This window comes from Winogradskyella eximia (genome assembly GCF_003386165.1).
Taxonomy (GTDB): Bacteria; Bacteroidota; Bacteroidia; order Flavobacteriales; family Flavobacteriaceae; genus Winogradskyella; species Winogradskyella eximia.
The window spans coordinates 96,608-117,917 of record NZ_QRDV01000004.1; the positions used below are offsets into that span (position 1 = coordinate 96,608).

At 32.0% G+C, this 21,310-nt stretch carries 19 protein-coding genes and 1 other RNA gene; 16 read left to right on the plus strand and 4 right to left on the minus strand.

Going from position 1 to position 21,310, the window contains the following annotated elements:
- The first annotated feature begins 6 nt into the window (after positions 1-6).
- The 13 genes from DFQ10_RS10165 to DFQ10_RS10225 all read left to right on the plus strand — a co-directional run bounded on the left by DFQ10_RS10165 (position 7) and on the right by DFQ10_RS10225 (position 9,820).
- Positions 7-744, plus strand: a complete 738-nt coding sequence (locus DFQ10_RS10165) for a hypothetical protein (RefSeq protein WP_115817315.1) — start codon at positions 7-9, stop codon at positions 742-744.
- A gap of 11 nt (positions 745-755) precedes the next feature.
- A complete protein-coding gene (egtB, locus tag DFQ10_RS10170; RefSeq protein WP_115817316.1) occupies positions 756-1,913 on the plus strand; it encodes an ergothioneine biosynthesis protein EgtB in 1,158 nt (385 codons plus the stop codon).
- Positions 1,914-2,861, plus strand: a complete 948-nt coding sequence (egtD, locus tag DFQ10_RS10175) for an L-histidine N(alpha)-methyltransferase (protein ID WP_115817317.1) — start codon at positions 1,914-1,916, stop codon at positions 2,859-2,861.
- A 1-nt stretch (position 2,862) separates the two neighbouring features.
- Complete coding sequence (locus DFQ10_RS10180) at positions 2,863-3,531, plus strand: aspartate/glutamate racemase family protein (protein WP_115817318.1); 669 nt, start codon at positions 2,863-2,865, stop codon at positions 3,529-3,531.
- Between the two features lie 101 nt (positions 3,532-3,632).
- A complete protein-coding gene (locus tag DFQ10_RS10185) occupies positions 3,633-4,487 on the plus strand; it encodes an SDR family oxidoreductase (RefSeq protein WP_115817319.1) in 855 nt (284 codons plus the stop codon).
- 170 nt (positions 4,488-4,657) lie between these two features.
- Positions 4,658-5,437 carry a HipA family kinase gene (locus DFQ10_RS10190; RefSeq protein ID WP_115817320.1) on the plus strand — a complete coding sequence of 260 codons (780 nt, stop codon included), beginning with the start codon at positions 4,658-4,660 and terminating at the stop codon, positions 5,435-5,437.
- The gene (locus tag DFQ10_RS10195) at positions 5,427-5,810 is read left to right on the plus strand and encodes a DUF3037 domain-containing protein (RefSeq protein ID WP_115817321.1); all 384 of its coding nucleotides are present in this window, start codon (positions 5,427-5,429) and stop codon (positions 5,808-5,810) included. Before DFQ10_RS10190 ends, DFQ10_RS10195 begins: the two co-directional genes overlap by 11 nt.
- 149 nt (positions 5,811-5,959) lie before the next feature.
- A complete protein-coding gene (locus DFQ10_RS10200; protein WP_115817322.1) occupies positions 5,960-6,514 on the plus strand; it encodes a phosphatase PAP2 family protein in 555 nt (184 codons plus the stop codon).
- A 198-nt stretch (positions 6,515-6,712) separates the two neighbouring features.
- Complete coding sequence (locus DFQ10_RS10205) at positions 6,713-7,276, plus strand: TetR/AcrR family transcriptional regulator (RefSeq protein WP_115817323.1); 564 nt, start codon at positions 6,713-6,715, stop codon at positions 7,274-7,276.
- A 73-nt stretch (positions 7,277-7,349) separates the two neighbouring features.
- Positions 7,350-7,913 (plus strand): carboxymuconolactone decarboxylase family protein, encoded by a 564-nt coding sequence (locus DFQ10_RS10210; protein ID WP_115817324.1) that lies wholly within the window; start codon positions 7,350-7,352, stop codon positions 7,911-7,913.
- 81 nt (positions 7,914-7,994) lie between these two features.
- The gene (locus tag DFQ10_RS10215; RefSeq protein WP_115817325.1) at positions 7,995-8,309 is read left to right on the plus strand and encodes an EthD family reductase; all 315 of its coding nucleotides are present in this window, start codon (positions 7,995-7,997) and stop codon (positions 8,307-8,309) included.
- 1 nt (position 8,310) lies between these two features.
- Complete coding sequence (locus DFQ10_RS10220; RefSeq protein ID WP_115817326.1) at positions 8,311-8,967, plus strand: DsbA family oxidoreductase; 657 nt, start codon at positions 8,311-8,313, stop codon at positions 8,965-8,967.
- A gap of 55 nt (positions 8,968-9,022) precedes the next feature.
- On the plus strand, positions 9,023-9,820 hold the full coding sequence (locus DFQ10_RS10225) for a haloacid dehalogenase type II (protein WP_181897622.1): 798 nt from the start codon (positions 9,023-9,025) through the stop codon (positions 9,818-9,820).
- Positions 9,821-9,917: 97 nt separating this feature from the next.
- Here the strand turns inward: DFQ10_RS10225 and DFQ10_RS10230 are convergent, their stop codons facing one another.
- From DFQ10_RS10230 to ssrA, 4 genes are all read right to left on the minus strand, one after another.
- Positions 9,918-13,583: a metallophosphoesterase gene (locus DFQ10_RS10230; RefSeq protein ID WP_115817327.1), complete on the minus strand. Its 3,666-nt coding sequence runs from the start codon at positions 13,581-13,583 to the stop codon at positions 9,918-9,920.
- Between the two features lie 10 nt (positions 13,584-13,593).
- Positions 13,594-15,933 (minus strand): hypothetical protein, encoded by a 2,340-nt coding sequence (locus DFQ10_RS10235; protein WP_245940684.1) that lies wholly within the window; start codon positions 15,931-15,933, stop codon positions 13,594-13,596.
- Between the two features lie 21 nt (positions 15,934-15,954).
- The gene (locus tag DFQ10_RS10240) at positions 15,955-17,121 is read right to left on the minus strand and encodes a Pycsar system effector family protein (RefSeq protein WP_115817328.1); all 1,167 of its coding nucleotides are present in this window, start codon (positions 17,119-17,121) and stop codon (positions 15,955-15,957) included.
- Positions 17,122-17,465: 344 nt separating this feature from the next.
- Positions 17,466-17,861: a transfer-messenger RNA gene (ssrA, locus tag DFQ10_RS10245) on the minus strand.
- A 389-nt stretch (positions 17,862-18,250) separates the two neighbouring features.
- Between ssrA and DFQ10_RS10250 the strand changes: the two genes are divergently transcribed.
- The 3 genes from DFQ10_RS10250 to DFQ10_RS10260 all read left to right on the plus strand — a co-directional run bounded on the left by DFQ10_RS10250 (position 18,251) and on the right by DFQ10_RS10260 (position 21,276).
- A complete protein-coding gene (locus DFQ10_RS10250; RefSeq protein WP_115817329.1) occupies positions 18,251-19,120 on the plus strand; it encodes a DMT family transporter in 870 nt (289 codons plus the stop codon).
- Positions 19,121-19,289: 169 nt separating this feature from the next.
- A complete protein-coding gene (locus DFQ10_RS10255) occupies positions 19,290-20,492 on the plus strand; it encodes an NAD(P)-dependent oxidoreductase (RefSeq protein WP_115817330.1) in 1,203 nt (400 codons plus the stop codon).
- Positions 20,482-21,276: an SDR family NAD(P)-dependent oxidoreductase gene (locus DFQ10_RS10260; RefSeq protein WP_115817331.1), complete on the plus strand. Its 795-nt coding sequence runs from the start codon at positions 20,482-20,484 to the stop codon at positions 21,274-21,276. Before DFQ10_RS10255 ends, DFQ10_RS10260 begins: the two co-directional genes overlap by 11 nt.
- The last annotated feature ends 34 nt before the right edge of the window (positions 21,277-21,310 follow it).

The window sequence follows — 21,310 nt, forward strand, 5'->3', positions numbered from 1 at the left end:
GAATCCATGAAAGAACAAATGCATTTAGCTGCACAATATTTAGCAGCAGCAGGAATTAGTTTCCTTGACAAAAAAGCTGATGACAGCCATACCAATTTAGGATTTAATATTAAAAATGGCACTTTAGAAACACATGTGCTCTCAGAAAATGGAGACCAATTATGTCTAAATTATAACGACTTTTCATTACAGTGGAAATCAAAAACTGGAACAGTTTCTTTTGATTTAGATGGTGCAACGCATCAAGATGTTTTAAGTTGGTTAGCAGATACTTCAAAAGCACATTTAGGTAAAGAATACAGGTATAATTTACATTACGATTTACCATACAGTATTAATAATTCTTACGTTTTTCAATTAAAAAGTACGGAAGAATTACAAGAGTTGGTACAATTGAGAACTATGGCACAGTTAAGTCTAGAGCAAATTAATAAAGACTTTGGTAAAAATGCAGACATCAGGATATGGCCTCATCATTTTGATACTGGTATTTACAGCCAATTACTTAATAACGACATATATTTAGGACTTGGACTTGCTATACCAGATAGCTTAAGTGACTACCATTATTTATACATCAGTGGCTATAAAGAAAATAACACCATAAATCCATCTCATTTTAGTCCCCTTAAAAAAGGAGAATGGAAGACTGATGGCTTCAAAGGTGCTATCTTACCAGCTTTAAATGTAACAGAAGCTAATGCTGTAGATTTTTTTAAAGAAGCAATTAATCAATATAAATAGTTAAACAATTTATTTTGTCCAAAGAAATTATACATACATATAAAAACATCCGACAACAAACGGAAGCTATTTGTAAACCCTTACAGATAGAAGACTATTCGATTCAAGTCGTACAATTTGCAAGTCCGGCAAAATGGCACTTAGCACATACAACTTGGTTTTTTGAAACCTTTATTCTTAAAAATTACGTTCAGAATTATATAACTTTTGATGCTGATTTTAACTTTTTATTTAATAGCTATTACAATAATGTGGGAGACCGCATATTGCAAACCAATAGAGGTAATATGTCGCGACCTAGTACAGATAAAATCTATGAATATAGAGCTTATGTAGATGCTAAAATACAAGAGCTTTTAAGTGCTATTTCCGATACTAAAATAATAGAATTAGTAACATTAGGTTTAAACCATGAGCAGCAACATCAAGAATTATTGGTGACAGATATAAAGTACATGCTTGGTCACAATCCTCTTTTTCCTGTGTATGATGAAGATTTTAATCTTATAAAAGATACAAATTCAAATACCGAAAGCATCAAGATTAAAGCTGGCATTTATAAAATTGGTCACCAAGGAGATGACTTTTGCTATGATAACGAGTTAGGTGTTCATAAAGTATATGTGGATGATTTTGAGATAAATAATCATTTGGTGACTAATGGAGAATATCTAGAGTTTATGGCATCTGGTGCCTATTCTGATTTTAATCTTTGGTTAGATGAAGGTTGGTCTTGGGTCAATAAAAATCATATAAAATCACCATTATATTGGCATAATATTGAAGGAGAATGGCATTATTATTCCCTTTCAGGATTACAAAAAGTAGACAAAAATGCGATATTAAGTCATATCAATTATTACGAAGCAAATGCCTATGCGGAGTGGAAAGGTATGCGATTGCCAACAGAATTCGAATGGGAGATTGCTGCTCAGCAACTACATTGGGGAAAACGTTGGGAATGGACAAACAGTGCCTATTTACCATACCCAAATTTTGAAAAAGCAAATGGAGCAGTAGGTGAGTATAACGGCAAATTTATGAGTAATAAAATGGTATTGCGAGGCGCATCTGTGGCAACATCTCAAAATCACAGCAGACCTACATATCGTAATTTTTTTAACCCAACAGAAAGCTGGCAATTTACTGGAATAAGATTAGTAAAATAGATGATTGAAACGTTTAAGAAAGAAGTAAAACAAGGATTAGAGAACCATCCAAAAACGCTACCTTCAAAATATTTTTACAACAAAATTGGTGATGCCCTTTTTGTTGAAATAATGAATCTTCCTGAATATTATTTAACACGTAGTGAGTTAGATATTTTTCAAAATAAAACCCAAGATTTAATTAGTGCTTTTCAGTTAAAACCAGAGTCTTATTTTGAACTCATTGAGTTAGGTGCAGGTGATGGTTTAAAAACAAAAAAACTTCTAAATGCATTAGATGCTCAAAAGTTTAGTTTCGATTATTTTCCAATTGATATCTCTGCAAACGCATTGAGTTTGTTAAAGGAAGATTTATCGGAAGTTTTACCAAACGTTTCTGTAAAAACACAACAGGGTGATTATTTTGAAGTATTAGCGTCTTTAAAAGAAAGTAACAAACCGAAAGTTATTTTGTTTTTAGGGTCTAATATTGGAAATATGAATGATGAAAAAGCCGCACAATTCATCTATAATTTAGGCGCTAATCTAAAACCTGGTGATAAATTGTTATTAGGTGTAGATTTAATAAAATCTAAGGATATTGTGCTTCCTGCTTACAATGATAATCAGGGAATTACCGCAAAATTCAACTTGAATTTATTAGAACGAATCAATAATGAATTAGGAGGTGATTTTAACCTGAATCAGTTCAAACATCAACCAGAATATAATGAAGATGATGGCATTGCGAAAAGTTTTATTGTTAGTACAACCCAACAAACGGTACATATAAAATCTATTGGAGCGTCTTATCATTTTGAGGCTGGTGAAAAAATACACACCGAAATTTCAAGAAAATATAACGATGCTTTGATTGAACAAATTATTGCAGAAACAGATTTTAAGCTAGACACCAAAATAATGGATAGCAAAGCCTATTTTGCAGATTATATTTTGACAAGACACTAAAATGCCAGAAACAAAACTTGCCGTATTAGGACTTGGGAGTCGTTCAACCTTATTTTATTTGAGCGAATTGAATCGTTTATACAATGAAGCGAAAGGTGGTTACAGCACATGTCCATTTGTATTATTAAATATAGATTTTAACGCTATTAATCCTTTATTACCAAACCCTTCAAAGGAATTAGATGCAGCGTTAAGAGTTTATACAAGCGAAATAGAAACGTATCATATACAGCAGGTTTTAATTCCAAATATTACACTTCACGAAACTATAGATAGATTAAATATCACCAAAAACGTACTGCATCCTGTTCATTTGAGTATTAAAAGAATTAAAGAAAACAATTGGACTAAAGTTGTTTTATTTGGTTCTTTATTCAGCATGAATGCTACATATATTAAAAATCAATTTGTAGCAAATGGTATTGAAGTCATATTGCCTTCTGAAGAGGATATGCTAATTATCGATACTGTGAGAAAGCAAATTTACGGAGAAACTGAGACAGCCCAATTAATTGAAAAATATCATAGTATAATAAATACTTATACAGCTCAACATCCTGTGGTATTATCTTGTACAGAGTTATCTATTTTGAAACCAAAAGGGAATAAGAATCTATTAGATATGGCAGATGTACAAATAGAAGAAGCTATAAAACACTGTCTAGCTTAGCGCATACATTTACCATTTTTTGGCTAAGATTCATCTTAAGTTTTCTTAGAAAATCAGGCATCTTTGTATGAGCAAATTATTAATTGTTAAAAACAACTATCATGAAAATAGCAGTAACATCAGCAAGCGGAAAATTAGGCGCTTCCATAGTGAAACATCTTGTGAATTTAATTGGTAAGGATAATGTAATAGGAATTGCACGTACACCAGAAAAAGCAGCGCATTTAGGTGTTGAAATAAGAAAAGGAGATTATAACAGTAGAGAACAGTTTGATGCCGTTTTAAGTGGAATAGATGCTGTTTTATTGGTTTCCGGAATGGACACACCAGATAAGAGAATTGTGCAACATAGAAATGTTATTGAAGCAGCAAAGCAAAATAGTGTTAAAAAAATAGTGTACACAAGTATTGTTGGAGCCGAAGAAAACAATGCATTTAGTCCAATTGTACAAACCAATAGACAAACCGAAAAAGATATTCAAAACTCAGGATTAGAATGGGTTATTGGAAGAAACGGCATTTATATAGAACCAGATTTAGAATACATAGACACCTATGTAAAAGAAGGAGAAATAAGAAATTGTGCTGCAGAAGGAAAATGCACATACACAAGCCGTGAAGAATTAGGTTATGCTTACGCTAAAATGTTAACTGAGGATAAACATAATAATCATATTTATAATCTTGTTGGAAATGCTATAACACAAAAGCAACTTGCAGAAGATATTAATACGGTTTTTAATACTAATTTAGTTTTTAAAAACGAATCTGTTGAAGCATACAAAGCAGAAAGAACTGAAGCTTTAGGTGATTTTATGGGAACTGTTATTGCAGGCATTTATGAAGGCATCAAAGAAGGTGCAAATGATGTGCCTTCAGATTTTGAAACAGTTACAGGAAGACCACATTTATCTGCAATAGAAATGATGGAAGCCTTTAGGAAAGCGCAAGATTAGCTATTAATAAAGGTTTTTTTACTAAATCTTTATTCTTCTTGTTTTACTATTTGCTAACTTGCTTTCAAATTTTAAATGGTTTTGTATTTTATAGAATAACTTCAATACAGTTAAGTATGGCTATTTTTTATTAAGAAGAACTAATTTTATTATCACTAGTATGGGTATTTATGAGTAAAATTGAAATCCGAACAGTAAATGTTATTCAATATTTGTATCCTTTGCGAGAAGGAGGTTCACTTCCTGCTATAGTTAAGGCAGATGACGGTTATTTGTATGTGATTAAGTTTAGAGGAGCCGGACAAGGTAAAAAAGCATTGATAGCAGAGTTTCTTGGTGGTGAAATTGCAAGAGCAATTGGCCTAAAAGTTCCTGAATTGGTTTTTATGAATCTTGATGATTCATTTAGTAAAACAGAGCCAGATGAAGAAATTCAAGATTTACTCAAATTTAGTGTGGGTTTAAATCTCGGTTTGCACTTTCTGTCAGGTGCCATTACTTACGATCCTTTAGTGAGTGAAATAGACGCCTTAACTGCATCAAAAGTAGTGTTGCTAGATAGTATAATTAGTAATATTGACAGAACAACAAAAAACACAAATTTACTTCAATGGAATAAAGAACTTTGGGTTATAGATAATGGTGCAAGCTTTTATTTTCATCATGATTGGAAGACTTGGGAGAATCACCTCACTAGAACGTTTCCACTTATAAAAGACCATGTACTTTTGCAAAGCGCATCAAAATTAGAAGAGGCTTCAAAAGAAATTCAACAATTACTAAATCAAGATAAAACAATAGAAATTGTTTCAAATATACCAGAAGATTGGTTGCTAAGCGAATCTGATACTATGACTCCTACTGAAATGAGAGCAGCTTATGTGAAATTTATAAATACAAGATTTTCGAAGATTGATTTATTAGTAAAAGAAGCCGAAAATGCAAAATAGCCAAACATTTGAGTATGCAATAATTAGAGTTGTTCCTAGAGTTGAGCGCGAAGAATTCTTTAATGTTGGAGTCATTCTATTTTCTAAAAGGAATAAATTTCTTGGAATAAAATATGATATTAATAAAGACAAGTTAAAAGCCTTTTCCACTGATGTTGAGTTAGAAATGCTAGAAGATTATTTAAATGCATGGAAACTTATTTGTGATGGAGATCCTCATGGAGGAAAAATAGGAACGTTTGAGTTGTCTGATAGATTTAGATGGTTAACAGCTTGCAGAAGTACTATTATCCAAAGCTCTAAAACACATCCTGGTTTAAGTAATGATCCACAAAAAACATTAGATGAGATATTTGTAAATTATGTGTTGTAAACAGAATTAAATCTAGAAAAGTTAAGGGTGTTCATCTAATTGATTATAACATCAATAACGTTTCACATTTAGTAAAAAGATTATTTAGTGTTACAATGAAATATTATTTTTAATATCACGTTTCTTGAAAAAGTGAAACAATAATTTAAATGAATAAGCACATCAGTTGCAATGTAATAACGCTTTTTTTGTTATTATATTTTTATAATTTTTCAAATTTATCTGCACAAAACAAAACGGTTAAAGATGCTGGTGATGTAATTTTATTCGCTCTGCCAGTAACAACTTTAGCAACGACATTTATAATTGGAGATACAAAAGGAAGCTGGCAATTTACAAAAGGCCTATTGTTAACAGAAGCACTAACCTATGGTTTAAAGTACAGCATAGATAAAGAGCGTCCAGACAAGAGTAATGAACATTCTTTTCCATCCGGACATACTTCCACAACGTTTCAAAGTGCGGCTTTTATTCACAAGCGCTATGGATTTAAATATAGCATACCAGCATACGCTTTGGCTGGATTTACTGGTTTCAGTAGAATTAATGCTAAAAAACATGATGGTTGGGATGTTTTTGTTGGTGCAGTAATTGGTATTGGGAGCTCTTATCTTTTTACAACAGAGTATCAAAAAGAACATCTGGAACTAACTTTTAATAGTGAAGATGGAGATTATCTGTTTGGTTTCAACTATAAATTTTAAATGCAATCTTTTTCTGCGAACGTTCGGTTATTGTAAAGATTCCTAAACATCATGTATAGTTTTAGTCTGTTTTACTAATGGTAATTGGTAATTTAATACGGTTTTTTACGTGCGTATATTAGGCAATAAGCCAAATAAAAGTTAAAACAGTTTTATATTTCTAACCGATTGTTTAGTTTTGTCCTGTAGTTAGAAATAATGGCAAGAAAAAAACAATATAATGAAGACGAAGTCGTAGAAAAAGCCATGAACCTTTTTTGGAAAAATGGTTATGAAGCGACATCTATGCAAATGCTCGAAAAAGAAATGGGCATTAACAAGTTTTCAATATATTCTAGTTTTGGCAATAAGCACGGTTTGTTTTTAGAAAGTTTAAAGCAATACAAATCTAAAGTCAGTGCGACTTTAGTAAAATTTAAAAACGGTACCAATGGAGTTGAAGACATTAAACAGTTTTTTTACGATTCCATAAGTTCTAATTTTAAATTAGGAAACCAAAAAGGCTGTTTTGTTACCAATACATATAATGAGTTTTCAGAAAATGAGGACCAACTTATAAAAGAACAAATGACTTCTTTTATGGAGAATTTAAAATCCATTATAATAGAAAAATTAGAAATGGATCCTTCAAAAGATGAAGACACCGTTTTAAAACAAGCTAATTATTTACTCTTAGCAAAACATGGTTTAGCCGCTGCTGCAAGAGTTAATACACAGCAAGAAATTGAAGATTACATTGAAATGACGTTTAAAAATCTATAACCCTTTTTTTTACACAATATCTAAACGAGCGTTTAGATAAAATTAACAATAATAAATAATAAAAAGAAAAATTATGACAACTTTAAAAATTCACAATATTGAAACAGCACCAGAAGGCAGTAAAGCATTATTAGAGAATTCTCAAAAAGCTTATGGAATGATTCCTGGTTTGCATGGAGTATTAGCTGGCGCACCAAAAATATTAGAAGCTTACCAAGCCTTACATCAGCTATTTGTAGATTCTTCATTTAACGAAGAAGAATTAACGGTTGTTTGGCAAACCATCAATGTAGAGCACGCTTGTCACTATTGTGTTCCTGCACACACAGGTATCGCAAAAATGATGAAAGTTGATGATGCTATTACAGAAGCTTTACGTAACGAAACACCTCTTGAAAGTTTAAAATTAGAAGCTTTACGTACTATGACATTAACTATTGTTAGAAATCGTGGTCATGTAACCCAAGACGATTTAGATGCATTTTATGCTGCTGGTTATGGTGAAGCTCAAGTATTAGAAATTATTTTAGGATTGTCTCAAAAAACAATAAGTAACTATGTAAACCATATTGCAAATACACCTGTAGATGCTGGGTTTAAAAAGTTTGCATGGTCTAAAGAAAGTGTGGTTAAATAATCCCTATAAACCACAAGTTGATTGATAGTTATAAACCTTCCGTGCATTCGGAAGGTTTATTAATCTTTAAAAAATATAATTATGATTAAAGTTTCTGTAATGTATCCAAATAGTAAAGATCTACAGTTTGATACAGACTATTACCAGAATAAGCATTTACCCATGGTAGTAAGACTAGTTGGTAGCGCCTTAAAACGATTAGAATTAGATTTAGGTATCGCAAGCAGAGTTCCAAGTGAATCTGCTCCTTATGTAGCCATGGCACATTTATTATTTGATGATGTCGCTTCTTTTCAAGAGGCTTTTGGTCCTCACGCGGCAACCTTTGCTGCTGATGTAGAAAACTACAGTAATGTGCAGGCAGAATTACAAATTAGCGAATTAATAACGTTTTAATATGAAAGAGAAATTAAAAATAGATATCGTTTCAGATGTTGTGTGTCCATGGTGTACCATTGGTTACAAACGTCTAGAAAAAGCGATTTCAGAATTAGGTATAGAAGATCAAATAGATATAGAATGGCAACCCTTTGAATTGAATCCGAATATGCCAGCTGAAGGCCAGAATGTGATAGAACACATTACAGAAAAATATGGATCTACTTTAGAACAACAAAAAGCATCACAACAGCATATGATTGATGCTGGTGATGAACTGGGTTTTAAATTCGATTATTTTGATGAGATGCGCATGGTAAATACCTTTGATGCTCATATTTTATTAGATTATGCTAAAGATTTTAATAAGCAAACCGAACTCAAAATGCAATTAACAAAAGCTTTTTTTAGTGACCGCAAAGATGTCTCTAAAAAAGAGGTATTAAAAGAAGCCCTTTTAGAAGTGGGTTTAAATGCAGACGAAGCCTTAGCTAAATTAGATAATGACGAAGCGTGTTTAGAGGTAAGAAACAAACAGAATTATTGGAAAAATTTGGGAGTTAACTCTGTGCCCACAATTGTATTTAACAGAAAAAGTGCCGTTACAGGCGCGCAACCTGTAGATACATTTAAACAAGTGCTTTCTGAGTTAATTGCTGAACAGAAATCAATGTAATTCGGCAGTAGTTAGTAGTTAACTTATATTTTAATAAAAACAAGAATATTTTATAATGAAAAACAACAGACGGAATTTTATTAAAAATTTAGGTATTATGGGAACAACAGGACTATTGATGCCAAATATAGTATTAGGAAACACACAGGAAAATAAAAACATTATGACAAACACAACACGACCTAAAGTATTATTTTTTGATGTTAACGAAACACTTTTAGATCTCACCCAGATGAAAAAGCAAGTTGGTAAAGCATTAAATGGTAGAGAGGATTTACTATCGCTTTGGTTTACGACGATGTTACAATATTCATTAGTAACAACAGCTAGTGGACAATACGAGCACTTTGGGAATATTGGAGCAGCAGCTTTACAAATGGTTGCGGCAAATAATGGCTTTTCAATTTCTGAAAAAGAAGCCAGAAACGTCATTGTAAATTCTTTGAGAGGCTTACCTGCACATCCAGAAGTAAAAGTAGCATTGGCTCAACTAAAAAAAGAGGGTTACAAATTGGTGTCGTTTACCAACTCATCTAATGAAGGTGTAAAAAAACAATTTGAAAGTGCTGGATTAACGGACTATTTTGAAGAACGTTTAAGTGTAGAAGACGTTGGAAAATTTAAGCCTTTCACAGATACGTACGCTTGGGCAGCACGTAAAATGGGTGTAAAATCAGAAGAGTGCATGCTTATTGCTGCTCATGGTTGGGATGTTGCTGGAGCTGTTTGGGCTGGTTGGAGAGCTGCATTTATCAGCAGACCTGGACAACAATTATTTCCATTAGCACCAAAAACTGAAATTGTAGAATCAGATTTGCAAAAGGTAGCAGATGTTCTTGTTACCTATAAATAAGAATATTTCGATTGGTTTTTCTGAATTTAGAAAGAGTTAAAAGTTGAAATATTTGAGATGAATTAAAGAGGCGTAAATTTTATTTACGCCTCTTAGTTTAGAAACCAAAGCCCATTCCAAAGGCTACTCTTGCTCCGTCCGAAGAATTAAATACGCCTAAATTTGCAGATAATAAATCTATAGCATTAATAAAAAATCCACCACCATAAGCGTTATGCCATTTTTCTGATTGATCATCTTCAATCCAAACTCGTCCATAATCGAAGCCTCCAAAAACTCCTAGTTTAATAGGAATTAGTCTTGTTTTCATGTTATTAAAACTATATCTCAAATCTGTATTTTGGTAAAATGCATTCTTACCTGTAAAACGTTGGTTTCTGTAGCCTCGTAATCCATCTAGACCTCCAATTGAAGCGGCTTGGTAAAACTCAAAGCCATCACCAAAATTTAAATGGATTTTTAATTTAGTTGCCAAAACTAATCGTCCAGATTGGTTTAGTTTTCTTGCAAATCCTAAATCTGTAATGAGATATCCAAAACTACGATTGCTTACTTCTAAATTATCTTTATAACCTGTTTCAATAGAGAATGTCATACCATTAGTTGGATAGGCTTTTTTGTCATAATTAGAATAAGTATATTTTGCATTTACACCAGCAAAATACTCTTCATCAAACACATAATTAGGTAATAAGGTGTTATCTGAAACATACCTATTACTACTATTCTGAATTTCATTGACTTCATAACTTATGCCAAAATTAATAAGACTTCCGCGTTTAGAATTCCAAATAAGTTGAGGTGTAAAACGAAGAATTCTAGTTTTTACTCTATTGTAATCCATGCCTAAATCGTCATCAGAATTTTCAGTCTCATTACCATATCCAAAGAAATTGACACTGTAGTTAGGGCTTTGAAAATGAGACTCAAATCCAAAATTTAAATTTCCAATAACATTAGCAAATTCACCATTATAGTTTAATTCAAAACCATTGGTTGCAAAATAATATGCGGTTTTGAATTGATGTTGTGATGTAAACGGGTTTCGTTCAAATCCATAAACTGTATAAGTGTCTGTAAAACCTAATTTTAGTCCATCATCAGGATTAGCTCCTAATGTTGGAATGATTTGGTTGATGTTATTTTTTATTTTTCGATAATCGTAAACGTTAGTATTATAATCATCTGTTAATTTAATTCTTGCTTTTTGAGCATGCTTTAAATCGTTTTTCTTTGATTTGTAATCGTAAATGACAATGTTCTTACCATGTTCTACTTTATAGTCGTCATTATTCTGACCACCAATAAAACGTACTTTGATTTTAGAAACCTTTCCTTCAACTTCAAAACTGTCTTCATCATCTAAACCATAGATCCAGATCTCTTTTGTTGTTTTAGGTTCATAAATTTTATGATGAAATCGGTCTTTATATGTGCCATCTTTTTTACGATATACTGACACTTCTACATTGCCATTTTTTAGAGCCTTAACATGTATGTAGTCATCTTTATTAGTACCCGTTAAAATGGCATATTTACTAATTAACTTTACATATCTATCTGAAATATTCTGAAGATTAGATCGTCTCTCTTTTAAAATATTTTTAATTTCAATAACGGTTTTAAAATCTAACTCTTTTGGGACGTTTTTAAAAGCTTCATCTATAACATCATCAGTGATTTGAGATTGAATAGACTGTACTTGTTTATCCCAATCTAACTTATTGTAATCGGTAATAAATGCAACATCTAAAGGGAATCCAGACACATTAAATCCTTTTACATCTTTTAGGTCAGATTCATATTTTCTAAATTTTCTTGCAGCAGGTATAAGTTTTACTCCAGCTCCAAATAAAAATCCATCAGACATTTTAGAAAAAGCCAAATCTCTATCTCTAGGTAAAGGTTTATAAATTGTTTTTCCGTTTTTTTCAAATACTAACCAACGCCATTGATCTTGATGTCTATCTGCATCTCCAATTAGCATATCAAATAATCTTGCCTTTATAAATTCGTTTTCATCTATAATTTTAGATTCATCACTTAATACTTCATTGAGCATGTCTACCGTACTGACAATCTCTCCTGTAAATTTTCCAGTTGCCAACTCTGTGTGTCCATCAGAAGGATGTTCTTCAAAGAGATAAAGTTCATCACCAAAATCTTCATTATATAGTCCTAAGGCATTTTGTTTAGGTACATAATATAGTTTAGGATTTAGATGTGGCAGATTTATAGCATCTGATAAAGTGGCTATTGTAAAAGGTGCATATGGATACGACCCTGAAAAAACATCTTCTAATAAAGCTTCTGAGGCTGTTTCTGTAAACTGACCTTCTACATATTGATCTTTAAAAATTGCAGCTTGCAAAAATTGGTCTGCTTGTTTTTTCATTGCACGCATTACATATCGTTTTCCATTTGAAGCTTTTAAATGTAGTGTCTTAGATTGCGTACCTCCTCCTTTTCTAAGCGGTTCTAATCCTCCCATTAAAGTATCTAGGTCAACAACTTTAGCCTTAACATCTTTACTATAATCGTCGCGATATCTCTGTCCCCAAAGAAATTTATAAAAGCCAGATTTATCGGTGTCCTTTTTGTTATAAATGGAGGCACTTATAGAATCTAAATTTAGTTTGGGATATGCAACTTCAGTAATGCTTGTTGGTTTTTTTATTTGCTTATAAAATTCAACTTGATCTGAATTTGAATTAAAAAACTGAACATCTACAGCTTTGTTTTTATCTATATTTAATAAGGCGTAGCCAGAAACTGAATGTCCATAATTGTTTGGATTACGCATTCTTATAGGAGTTGTCTTGGAACCAGAACCACTAATTATCTGAACAATATTATCAGCCTCTAAATATTGTAAGTTATGTTCGTGTCCAGAAAGAAAAATGACATTTTCATTCTGTTGGGCAGCTACGATGAGGTTTTTTCTTAATTCATTATAGAATGGATTAGATAAGTCAGCGTTAACCACGCCAGTTGTTGTTCTTAATACATTTTTAATAGTGCCTATAATAGGTAATGGTTTCATGTTTTCCTTAACTCCATAACGTCCATTGTGTGGACCATTACTATACATAGGATGATGTATGGCGACTAAAGTGACTTTTCCTCTTGCTTTCTTTATTTCACTCCTAAATTCGTCTAAAAAATCGGCTCTCGTTTTTAGTTCACAATCGTCGTTAATTGTTGGGTGATTATTCCAATTGGTAATATACCATTGAGAATCTACAATTAATAAAACGGTATCATCATTAAGATTTATTTTCTCAATAGGGCAGCCATTTTCTGGTTGAAACGTGTTTTTGCCTAGAGCTTCTTCAACCATTTTTTCTTGTTGCTTTAAACCTTTTAAGCCACTATACCAATCATGATTTCCTGGAATAAATAAAACTTTACCAGGAAATGTTTTAGCCACTTCTAATTGAAGGGTAAGCGCTTTTTTTGCAGCCTTAATAGCTTCGTCATCTTTTAGAGGAATACCTTTAGGATAGATGTTATCTCCAAGAAACAAAAGCAAATCATTTTCATCTGCTTTGTTAAATTGATTTTGTAGTTTAACTAATGCTTTTGGTGCTGTTCCGTCTTCTTCAGGCTTACCTGCATCACCAATTAAAAAAATATTGGTTGTTTTGTTATTTATACCTTCAAGCTGTTTGTCTATAACATTTGCATTGTAGGGATTGTAAGTGGCACAACCACTAGCTATAAATGTGATTATAACTAAACTAATTAATAATTTTACCTTCATAGATTCTTTCTTATTGCACAGCTTGTAAATCTTCTATGGTAAAAATATCTGATACCTTTTGAAGTGATTGATTGATGTCTACTCTAAGCGCTTTTATACCACTTGCACCTTGAAGCTCTTCTAACTCTAGTATTTCTATAGTACTTCCGATATAATTTTTGGCTTGTAAAAACTCAAAATAAGCTAAGTATTCTTTTTCTATAGCATTGCTAGAGTAGACTACAGCAAGTTTATGTGGTTGTGTTAAACGCTCATTTGTGTTTTTAATAAAGGCTTTATCGATTCGTTTTTTTATCATTTCGTAACGAACATTATATGCGCCATCTACATCAAATTGTTTTTCATCTATACGATAGCGAATTGTAATAGGAATATCATAAGCCAAAATTAACGACGCGACTTCTAATTGTAACGGAAATTCTTTTTGTTTTTCGTAATACATAGCCTCCATTTCGCAGGTAACCTGAAGCTGCCACAAGCGCAAGTTGTATAAAACAGTTGGATGATAATTTAAATACTTTGTAATAGATTGCCCAATGTATAAATTGTGTTCAATACCATCTGTTTTAAATTTCTCAAAATAATGAGGGAAGATTTCTTGAGCCTTTAGTTGCTGTTTGTCTAAAAATGTAGACAATGCTTTGTTCCCTTTTTCAATGGTTTTGTCGTATTTTTTTCTGGCATCATAAATACTACTTGTTGTGTTATCTATGGTGTTAATAAATTCATCTACATCATTACTGTTTTTAGAATTACTTTGAAAATGTTTGAATAAAGGAAAGAGCTGCTTCTCAAAAAATATATTAATTTCTTGCTCAGAATTGGTGTGGAAGTTTTCGTTTAATTCAAATAAATATTTGTCAATTTGAAAAATTAACTGTTCGTAAAAAGGTAGATTTATTTTAATTCTATTTTTAAGTATGGCTTTACTTATTTCTAGCTGCTTGGTCAGATCTATTCTAATAGCCTCGTTTCTAGCATTAGATGAGCCAACGACATCTACTTGCCCAAAAAGAGGAACGACATCTTTGAAAACAATTTCATGAAAAACAGGGTTTTCTCCGTAGTTGCGTTCTTGGAGGTATTGGTTAGCTTCTTCTTCAAAACGCCATTGTACTGAAGGATGTATAGCTGTACACTCTTGCTGTATTATGGCACTTATTTCATTTTGATACTCTGAAAATGTTCGTTTAGAATAACTTAAAATAAACGGCATAATGGTATCTAACTTAACCATATTAATGGCGTTAAGTTGGTTTGGTTTAAAAGATGCTAGCTCTAAAATAAAACCTAATTCACCGTTAATAGGGATGGGAATTAAAGCCACACTTTTTAACCCTTTTTGCAATAGAATTTCACTTAATCTGTTGCCTTTGCTTCGTTTATGGTAGGTTTCTACATTAGAAATAATTACAGGTTTACAATCTTTAAATAGCGTATCTTTTATGTAAGTACAAGCATATTCATCGGTACATATGTCATCCTCTGGTAACAGAGTTAACATATCGAAGTTTCTATTAAAAGGAGGTATAATTCTATTATGCTCCACATTATAGCTTCCTAGTTGTAGATCTGGATTGTTAAATATGCGTCTTATGTCTTCAATTAAATATTGAAAACTTTCGTTATTAGGTTCTATTAAGTGGGTTTTAAAGTCATCTATTCGTTCGTCTAATGATGTGTCAATTAGAGTAATTATGCCGAAGCCTTCAATGGTCCATGAATCTTTTGGGAAATATTTTTTCCAAATTTCAATATTGTTTGCATTTCTTAGTAACTCATCTAAAATATCATCAGTAATTTCAATAGCACTTTTGTTTGGGTAGATGTCTAAGAAGTCGGCATTAAAAACAACGCGATACCGCTTTTTCTCACCATTTTTATTAGTAATGGATACGGTTTTAGGTCGTTCAAAATCTACATCAAATTTATAATGAATATTTAGTATTATAGCATATGTGAGCAAATCAAAAGAATCTTCATAATCTTTATAGAGATCATTAAAAATATTATCTGTGATGGTTGAATTAATTATAATGTCCTCTAGTCTAGAACTGCAAAAAAATACATCATTAGAATAGGGAGTAACAGCTCCTTTTATTTCATTCTCAGTTAGGGCAGTTGGAAAAATGTAAGACATTAACTGATCTATAACTGGTTTGTTATTGAGGAAATCTTCAACTGAATCAGTTCCGGTTAACAAAATCGAGTGCTTGTCAAATAACTCTAAAGCTTGTTTGGCTTGCGTTTGAACAGCAATATTATTGGAATCTAATAAACGTTCAAACTTCTCCTTTAATAAGCGCAATGATATAATTATTTTAAAGGGTCCTGTATTTTTATTTTTCATTTTTTTGCTTTTTAAGATATATTAAGCAGGCATATTGATGTAGTAACTGTATATAAATGCTGCGGCCGAAATAATAATGCCGAACATAAAAACAGTATAAGTGATTCTAAGTAATTTGTATTTTCTATTAAGCACTAAACCTAAATAGTATAAATCTTTAGTAAGTGAATTATACAAAGTGTCTTCGTTATCCATTAAGTAGTCGATTCCCCATTCAAAATCTTTCAAACTCATTTTACTAAAATTACCAAAAAATAGAATATTAGTTTTTTTCTCCTTAATCATTTCCTTTGTAATGGCTACATTAGATATTTTAGGTCGCGTAGATAATACAGATAGTACAACGGATGCCACACTAAAAAGCATTAAAATTAAAGTGGGATAGACTAAAAATAAATTTGATGGGTTGTCTAGTTTTGGAATTAAATTAGACAAGGCGATAGAAATAATTATGGCGTTTACAGAGAGCAGTATGTTTGCTTTTGTATCTGCAATAGCACTTAATTCTATATGGTTTTTTAACTGTACGCGATACATCGTTTCTACACCTCTGCCAAACTTCGTTTTTTTGCTTTTTTTATTGGCTTTAGTAATTAGTTTATCTATTTTTTTTTGAATTTCTAACTGAAGAACCTCTTTTTTAGGTTGCCAATTCCTTTTTGCTGAATCAGTATAAAACGAATGATTTTTAAGAAATACTAGATTTTGTTTAGCCCATTCTAGTTCAGAAAAATTACTAGCATTTTTAGCGTTCATTTCCTGTAATAAATTTTCAGAAATGTCTAAGAATTTATCAGAAGCAATATGTCCACAGTCGGCATCTTTTATAATAGATTCTAATTTGTTGTTGGGTGCAACCTCGCTTTTTGTAGCTAAAATTAATTGCTCAATTTGGTTTAGTGTGTCTTCAGATATGTTTTCTTGGCTTAAATAAGCACGCGCAATCTTAACACTTTCTTCTTCATGGCCATTGTCTGTATTAATAAATCCAGTATCATGAAACCAGCCAGCAAGCAACAACGTTAAAGTTTCTTCTTCCGTACAATCTTCTGTATGCGCTAATTCTAAAATATAAGCAACAACTTGTCTTGTATGAATGGTGTTGTGATAATAGTTTGTTGAAGCCAACTGTTTATTTAGCAAATCCGCTACATATGTTTCAACATCGAGTAAAAGCTTTTCTTTCATATTACAAATTTACATTGTTTTAATAGTCGTGTAAAAAGATATTTACTATCATTTTTTATAAATGAAGGCTGATGCAATTTGTTTTTAATCGCATTACTTGTGTAATTTAATGAAAAAAAAACTTTTTTGGGATTTCTAGAGATTACAAAAAAAAAGCCCTAATCATTTAAATGATTAAGGCTTTTAAGTGGAGTCGGAGAGATTAACTTCGTTGTTCTCTAGTGAGTCCCATCCTGTAAATGTAACTTCCTGTCCTTTCAGTCCAGATGTTTTAAAACAACAAAGTGCAATCAAGTAAACTTGTTGCACTTTGTTGTTCTAAAACGTAACGAAGTTACGCTTAATTGTGGAGTCGGAGAGAATCGAACTCTCGTCCAAACAAGTAACCAAAAGGCTTTCTACACGTTTATTCTTTTCTTGGATTTTTGACTAAAAGCTGGTTAAAGACAACCCACTTTTAGCTTAGCTTCTTAATCTCGAAAAGGCATCAAAGCACTACCTAATCTTAGTCAATTTTTACGATGCCTCAAAAAAGAACGCCATTAACCAAGGCTTTCTGGAGACATTTAGCCTTCCTACCTAGTAGGAATGAGCACGAATCTTACTATAATTCAGATTATGCAGCTAAAGCGTAGTTATTCTCGCCGTTTAAAATTTGGTCTAGCCTTTTACGTGTCTCAATGCCATTACACGACGTGCTTACCATCTAATTAATCTCGCTGTCAAAACCAGTCGACCCCATTTTTAAATGATAATAATATTTTGGGCGTTACCTTATTAGGTTGGGCTTTTCGCTATATCTTTTACCTCAAAAAGCAAAAGGATATTGCTACAATCCCTAACGCATCAAACCAAGAAACAGTAATATAATTTCAAGGTCTGCAAAATTACTAAAAATAGTAATGCAAATGCCATACCAATCTTGTTTTCTATGTGTTTGCAGAAATTGTGTCAGTATTTATTCAAAATCTAACAAATATGAAAATGTATTTATAAGAACATCATAAATATATCAGGTTAATTTAAGTATAAAACCTAAGGTAATTAGATAAGTGATATAGCATGTGTTTTTAATAAAAAATCGATTTAAAGTGTAATTTTGCGGACTTCAAAACTAAACCATGTACACATGATAAAACCAAGAATAGCACTAGCGGTTGGCATTATTTGTATTTCAATATTTCCAATATTAGTTAAGTTAAATTTAACTCCAGGACTTATATCAGCGTTTTATAGAATGGCTATTGCATCGGCAATTCTATTGCCTTATGTTCTTATTACAAAACAGTTTAAAGTTACCTCAAAAAAAGCATGTTGGTTGGCCGTAATTTGTGGTGTTGTTTTTGGGTTAGATGTAGGTGTTTGGAATATATCCATACAACAATCAACAGCTACTCAAGCTACATTGTTAACCAATTTATCACCAGTTTGGGTAGGTATTGGTGCGTTTTTATTTCTTAAAGATAAACCAAAACGTAATTTTTGGATGGGTACTATTGTAGCAATCATTGGCATGGTGCTTTTAGTTGGTTTTGATTTGTTTATCAATTTCGATTTTAATCTGGCTTTCATCTTTGGTATCCTGTCAGGTATGCTTTATGCCGTTTATATGCTTACAAGTAAAAGAATTTTGGGTGAAATGGAAGTCATGACTTTTATGATAATTAGCTTGTTGTCATCAGCTTTAGCTTTAGGTACGCTCAGCTATTTTTTAAACGAACCTTTTACTGGATTTTCAGATGCAGGTTGGTTGGTTTTAGTTATTCAAGGTCTTGTTTGTCAACTTTTGGCTTGGTTACTTATTAGCTATGCTACCAAGCATATGCGAGCAACAAGAGTTTCAGTGAGTTTATTAGGACAAGCTGTGCTAGCCTCTATTTTAGCTTGGTGGTTTCTCGACGAACAGGTGTCCATACAAATGGTAATTGGAGGTATTGTGTTGTTATTAGGGATTAGACTTACATTTTATGAAAAACCTTTGCATAAGCTTAAAGCTTAAAAGTATTTGGTATTATTTTAAATATGAGTTATCTATAAATATGGATTGTAGCATTTGTTTTATGTAAATGAAATTTTGATATAAACATTGATGTATTCGTGGCAGAATGAATTAATAATTTATTTTTACAAAATCTTAATTTCAGAATAACATAATTATAATAACAGCTATGACATTCGCCATCATAAAAGAACGTAAAAATCCACCAGATAGACGTGTGGTTTTTTCTCCAGAACATTTAGCAGCAGCAAGAGCACAATTTCTAGAGGCTAATTTTATAGTAGAATCTTCGAGTATTAGGGTTTTCTCTGATGAAGACTACAGAAAAGAAGGCTTTGAAGTTCTAGATGATGTGTCTCATGCGGATGTTATGATTGGTGTAAAAGAAGTGCCAATTGAAAATTTAATTCCGAATAAAAAATATTTTTATTTTTCGCATACCATCAAAAAGCAACCTTACAATAGAAAGTTATTGTTAGCGATGTTAGAGAAAAATATCGAAATGTTTGATCACGAAACTATCGTTAAAAAATCAGGAGCACGTTTAATAGGTTTTGGACGTTATGCTGGTTTAGTTGGTGCTTATAATGGATTTAGAGCTTTAGGATTGCGAGATGATTTATTCAATCTACCAAAAGTAGAGACACTTGCAGATTTAAACGAAGTAAAATCAGAATTAGATAAGATTACTATTCCAAACATAAAGATTCTACTTTCAGGAACTGGTAAAGTAGCACATGGAGCAAAAGAAATTTTAGACCATTTAGGTATAAAGGAAATTAGTGATGCTTTGTATTTAACATCGCAATTTACAGAACCTGTTTATTGTATGGTAGATGTTATGGAATACAGTAAACGTAGCGATGGTAAAGTAGGAGATAAGTTTAAGTTTTATAAAGATCCATCTGGCTATGAAAGCAATTTTATGCCGTATGCAAAAGAAACAGACTATTTTATTGCAGGTCATTTTTATGGTAACAACGCACCTTATTTATTTACACGAGAAGATGCTAAACATCCAGACTTCAGAATTAACTTAGTCGCAGATATATCTTGCGATATTGATGGACCTGTTGCAAGTACAATTAGACCATCTACAATAGCAGACCCATTTTATGGTTATGATGCAAAGATAGAAAAGGAAGTTGCTTTTAATGCTGAGAATGCAATAACAGTAATGGCTGTAGATAATTTACCATGCGAATTACCAAAAGATGCGAGTGAAGGTTTTGGTGTCACATTTTTAGAACACGTAATCCCAGCATTTTTTAATAACGACGAAAGAGAAATCTTAAAACGAGCTAAGATTACCGAAAATGGCAAATTAACCAAACGATTTAGTTATTTACAAGATTATATAGATGGAAAATAATACCACTAAAACAGCATTAGTAACTGGAGCAGCATCAGGATTGGGATTTGAGTTGGCACTTTTATTAGCTAAAGATGCTTATAAACTGGTGCTAATAGATATAGATTTAGAAAAGCTTGAGACAGCAAAAAGTGATATTTTAAAGACCTATGACACCAATATTATCTTAATGAGAAAAGATTTAAGTTTGGTAAATATTTCACAAGAAATCTTTGAAGATCTAAATAATACACCAATTGATGTTATTATAAACAATGCAGGTTTTGGGTTATTTGGTACTTTTAATGATACAGATTGGGAGCGTCAATCTCAAATGCTAAATCTTCATGTGTTAACAACAACGCATCTTGTAAAATTACTGTTACCAAGTATGGTAGAACGTGGTTACGGTAAAATTTTAAATTTATCATCGTTAGCCGCTTTTCAACCAGGTCCGATGATGGCCTTATATTATGCCTCAAAATCTTATATCTTATCGTTTTCGCAAGCTATTGCAAATGAGTTAAAAGGCACAGGTGTTACAGTTACTGCTTTATGCCCTGGACCAACAAAAACGTCTTTTCAAAGTACGGTTTCTCAAGATGCAAATGAGAATAAGATTTCCTTTAACATGGCATCTGCTAAAGATGTAGCTGCTTATGGTTATAAAGCCATGCATAATGGAAGGGTTGTAGCAATTCCTGGTACATTTAATAAATTTTTGTCCATACTACCAAGAATGCTAACCCGAAATAGAGCTACGAAAATAGTTCGTAAAATTCAGGAAAAGAATCGCGAGTCTTAGTGACTTAAATGATCAGAATATACTTTAAATTAAA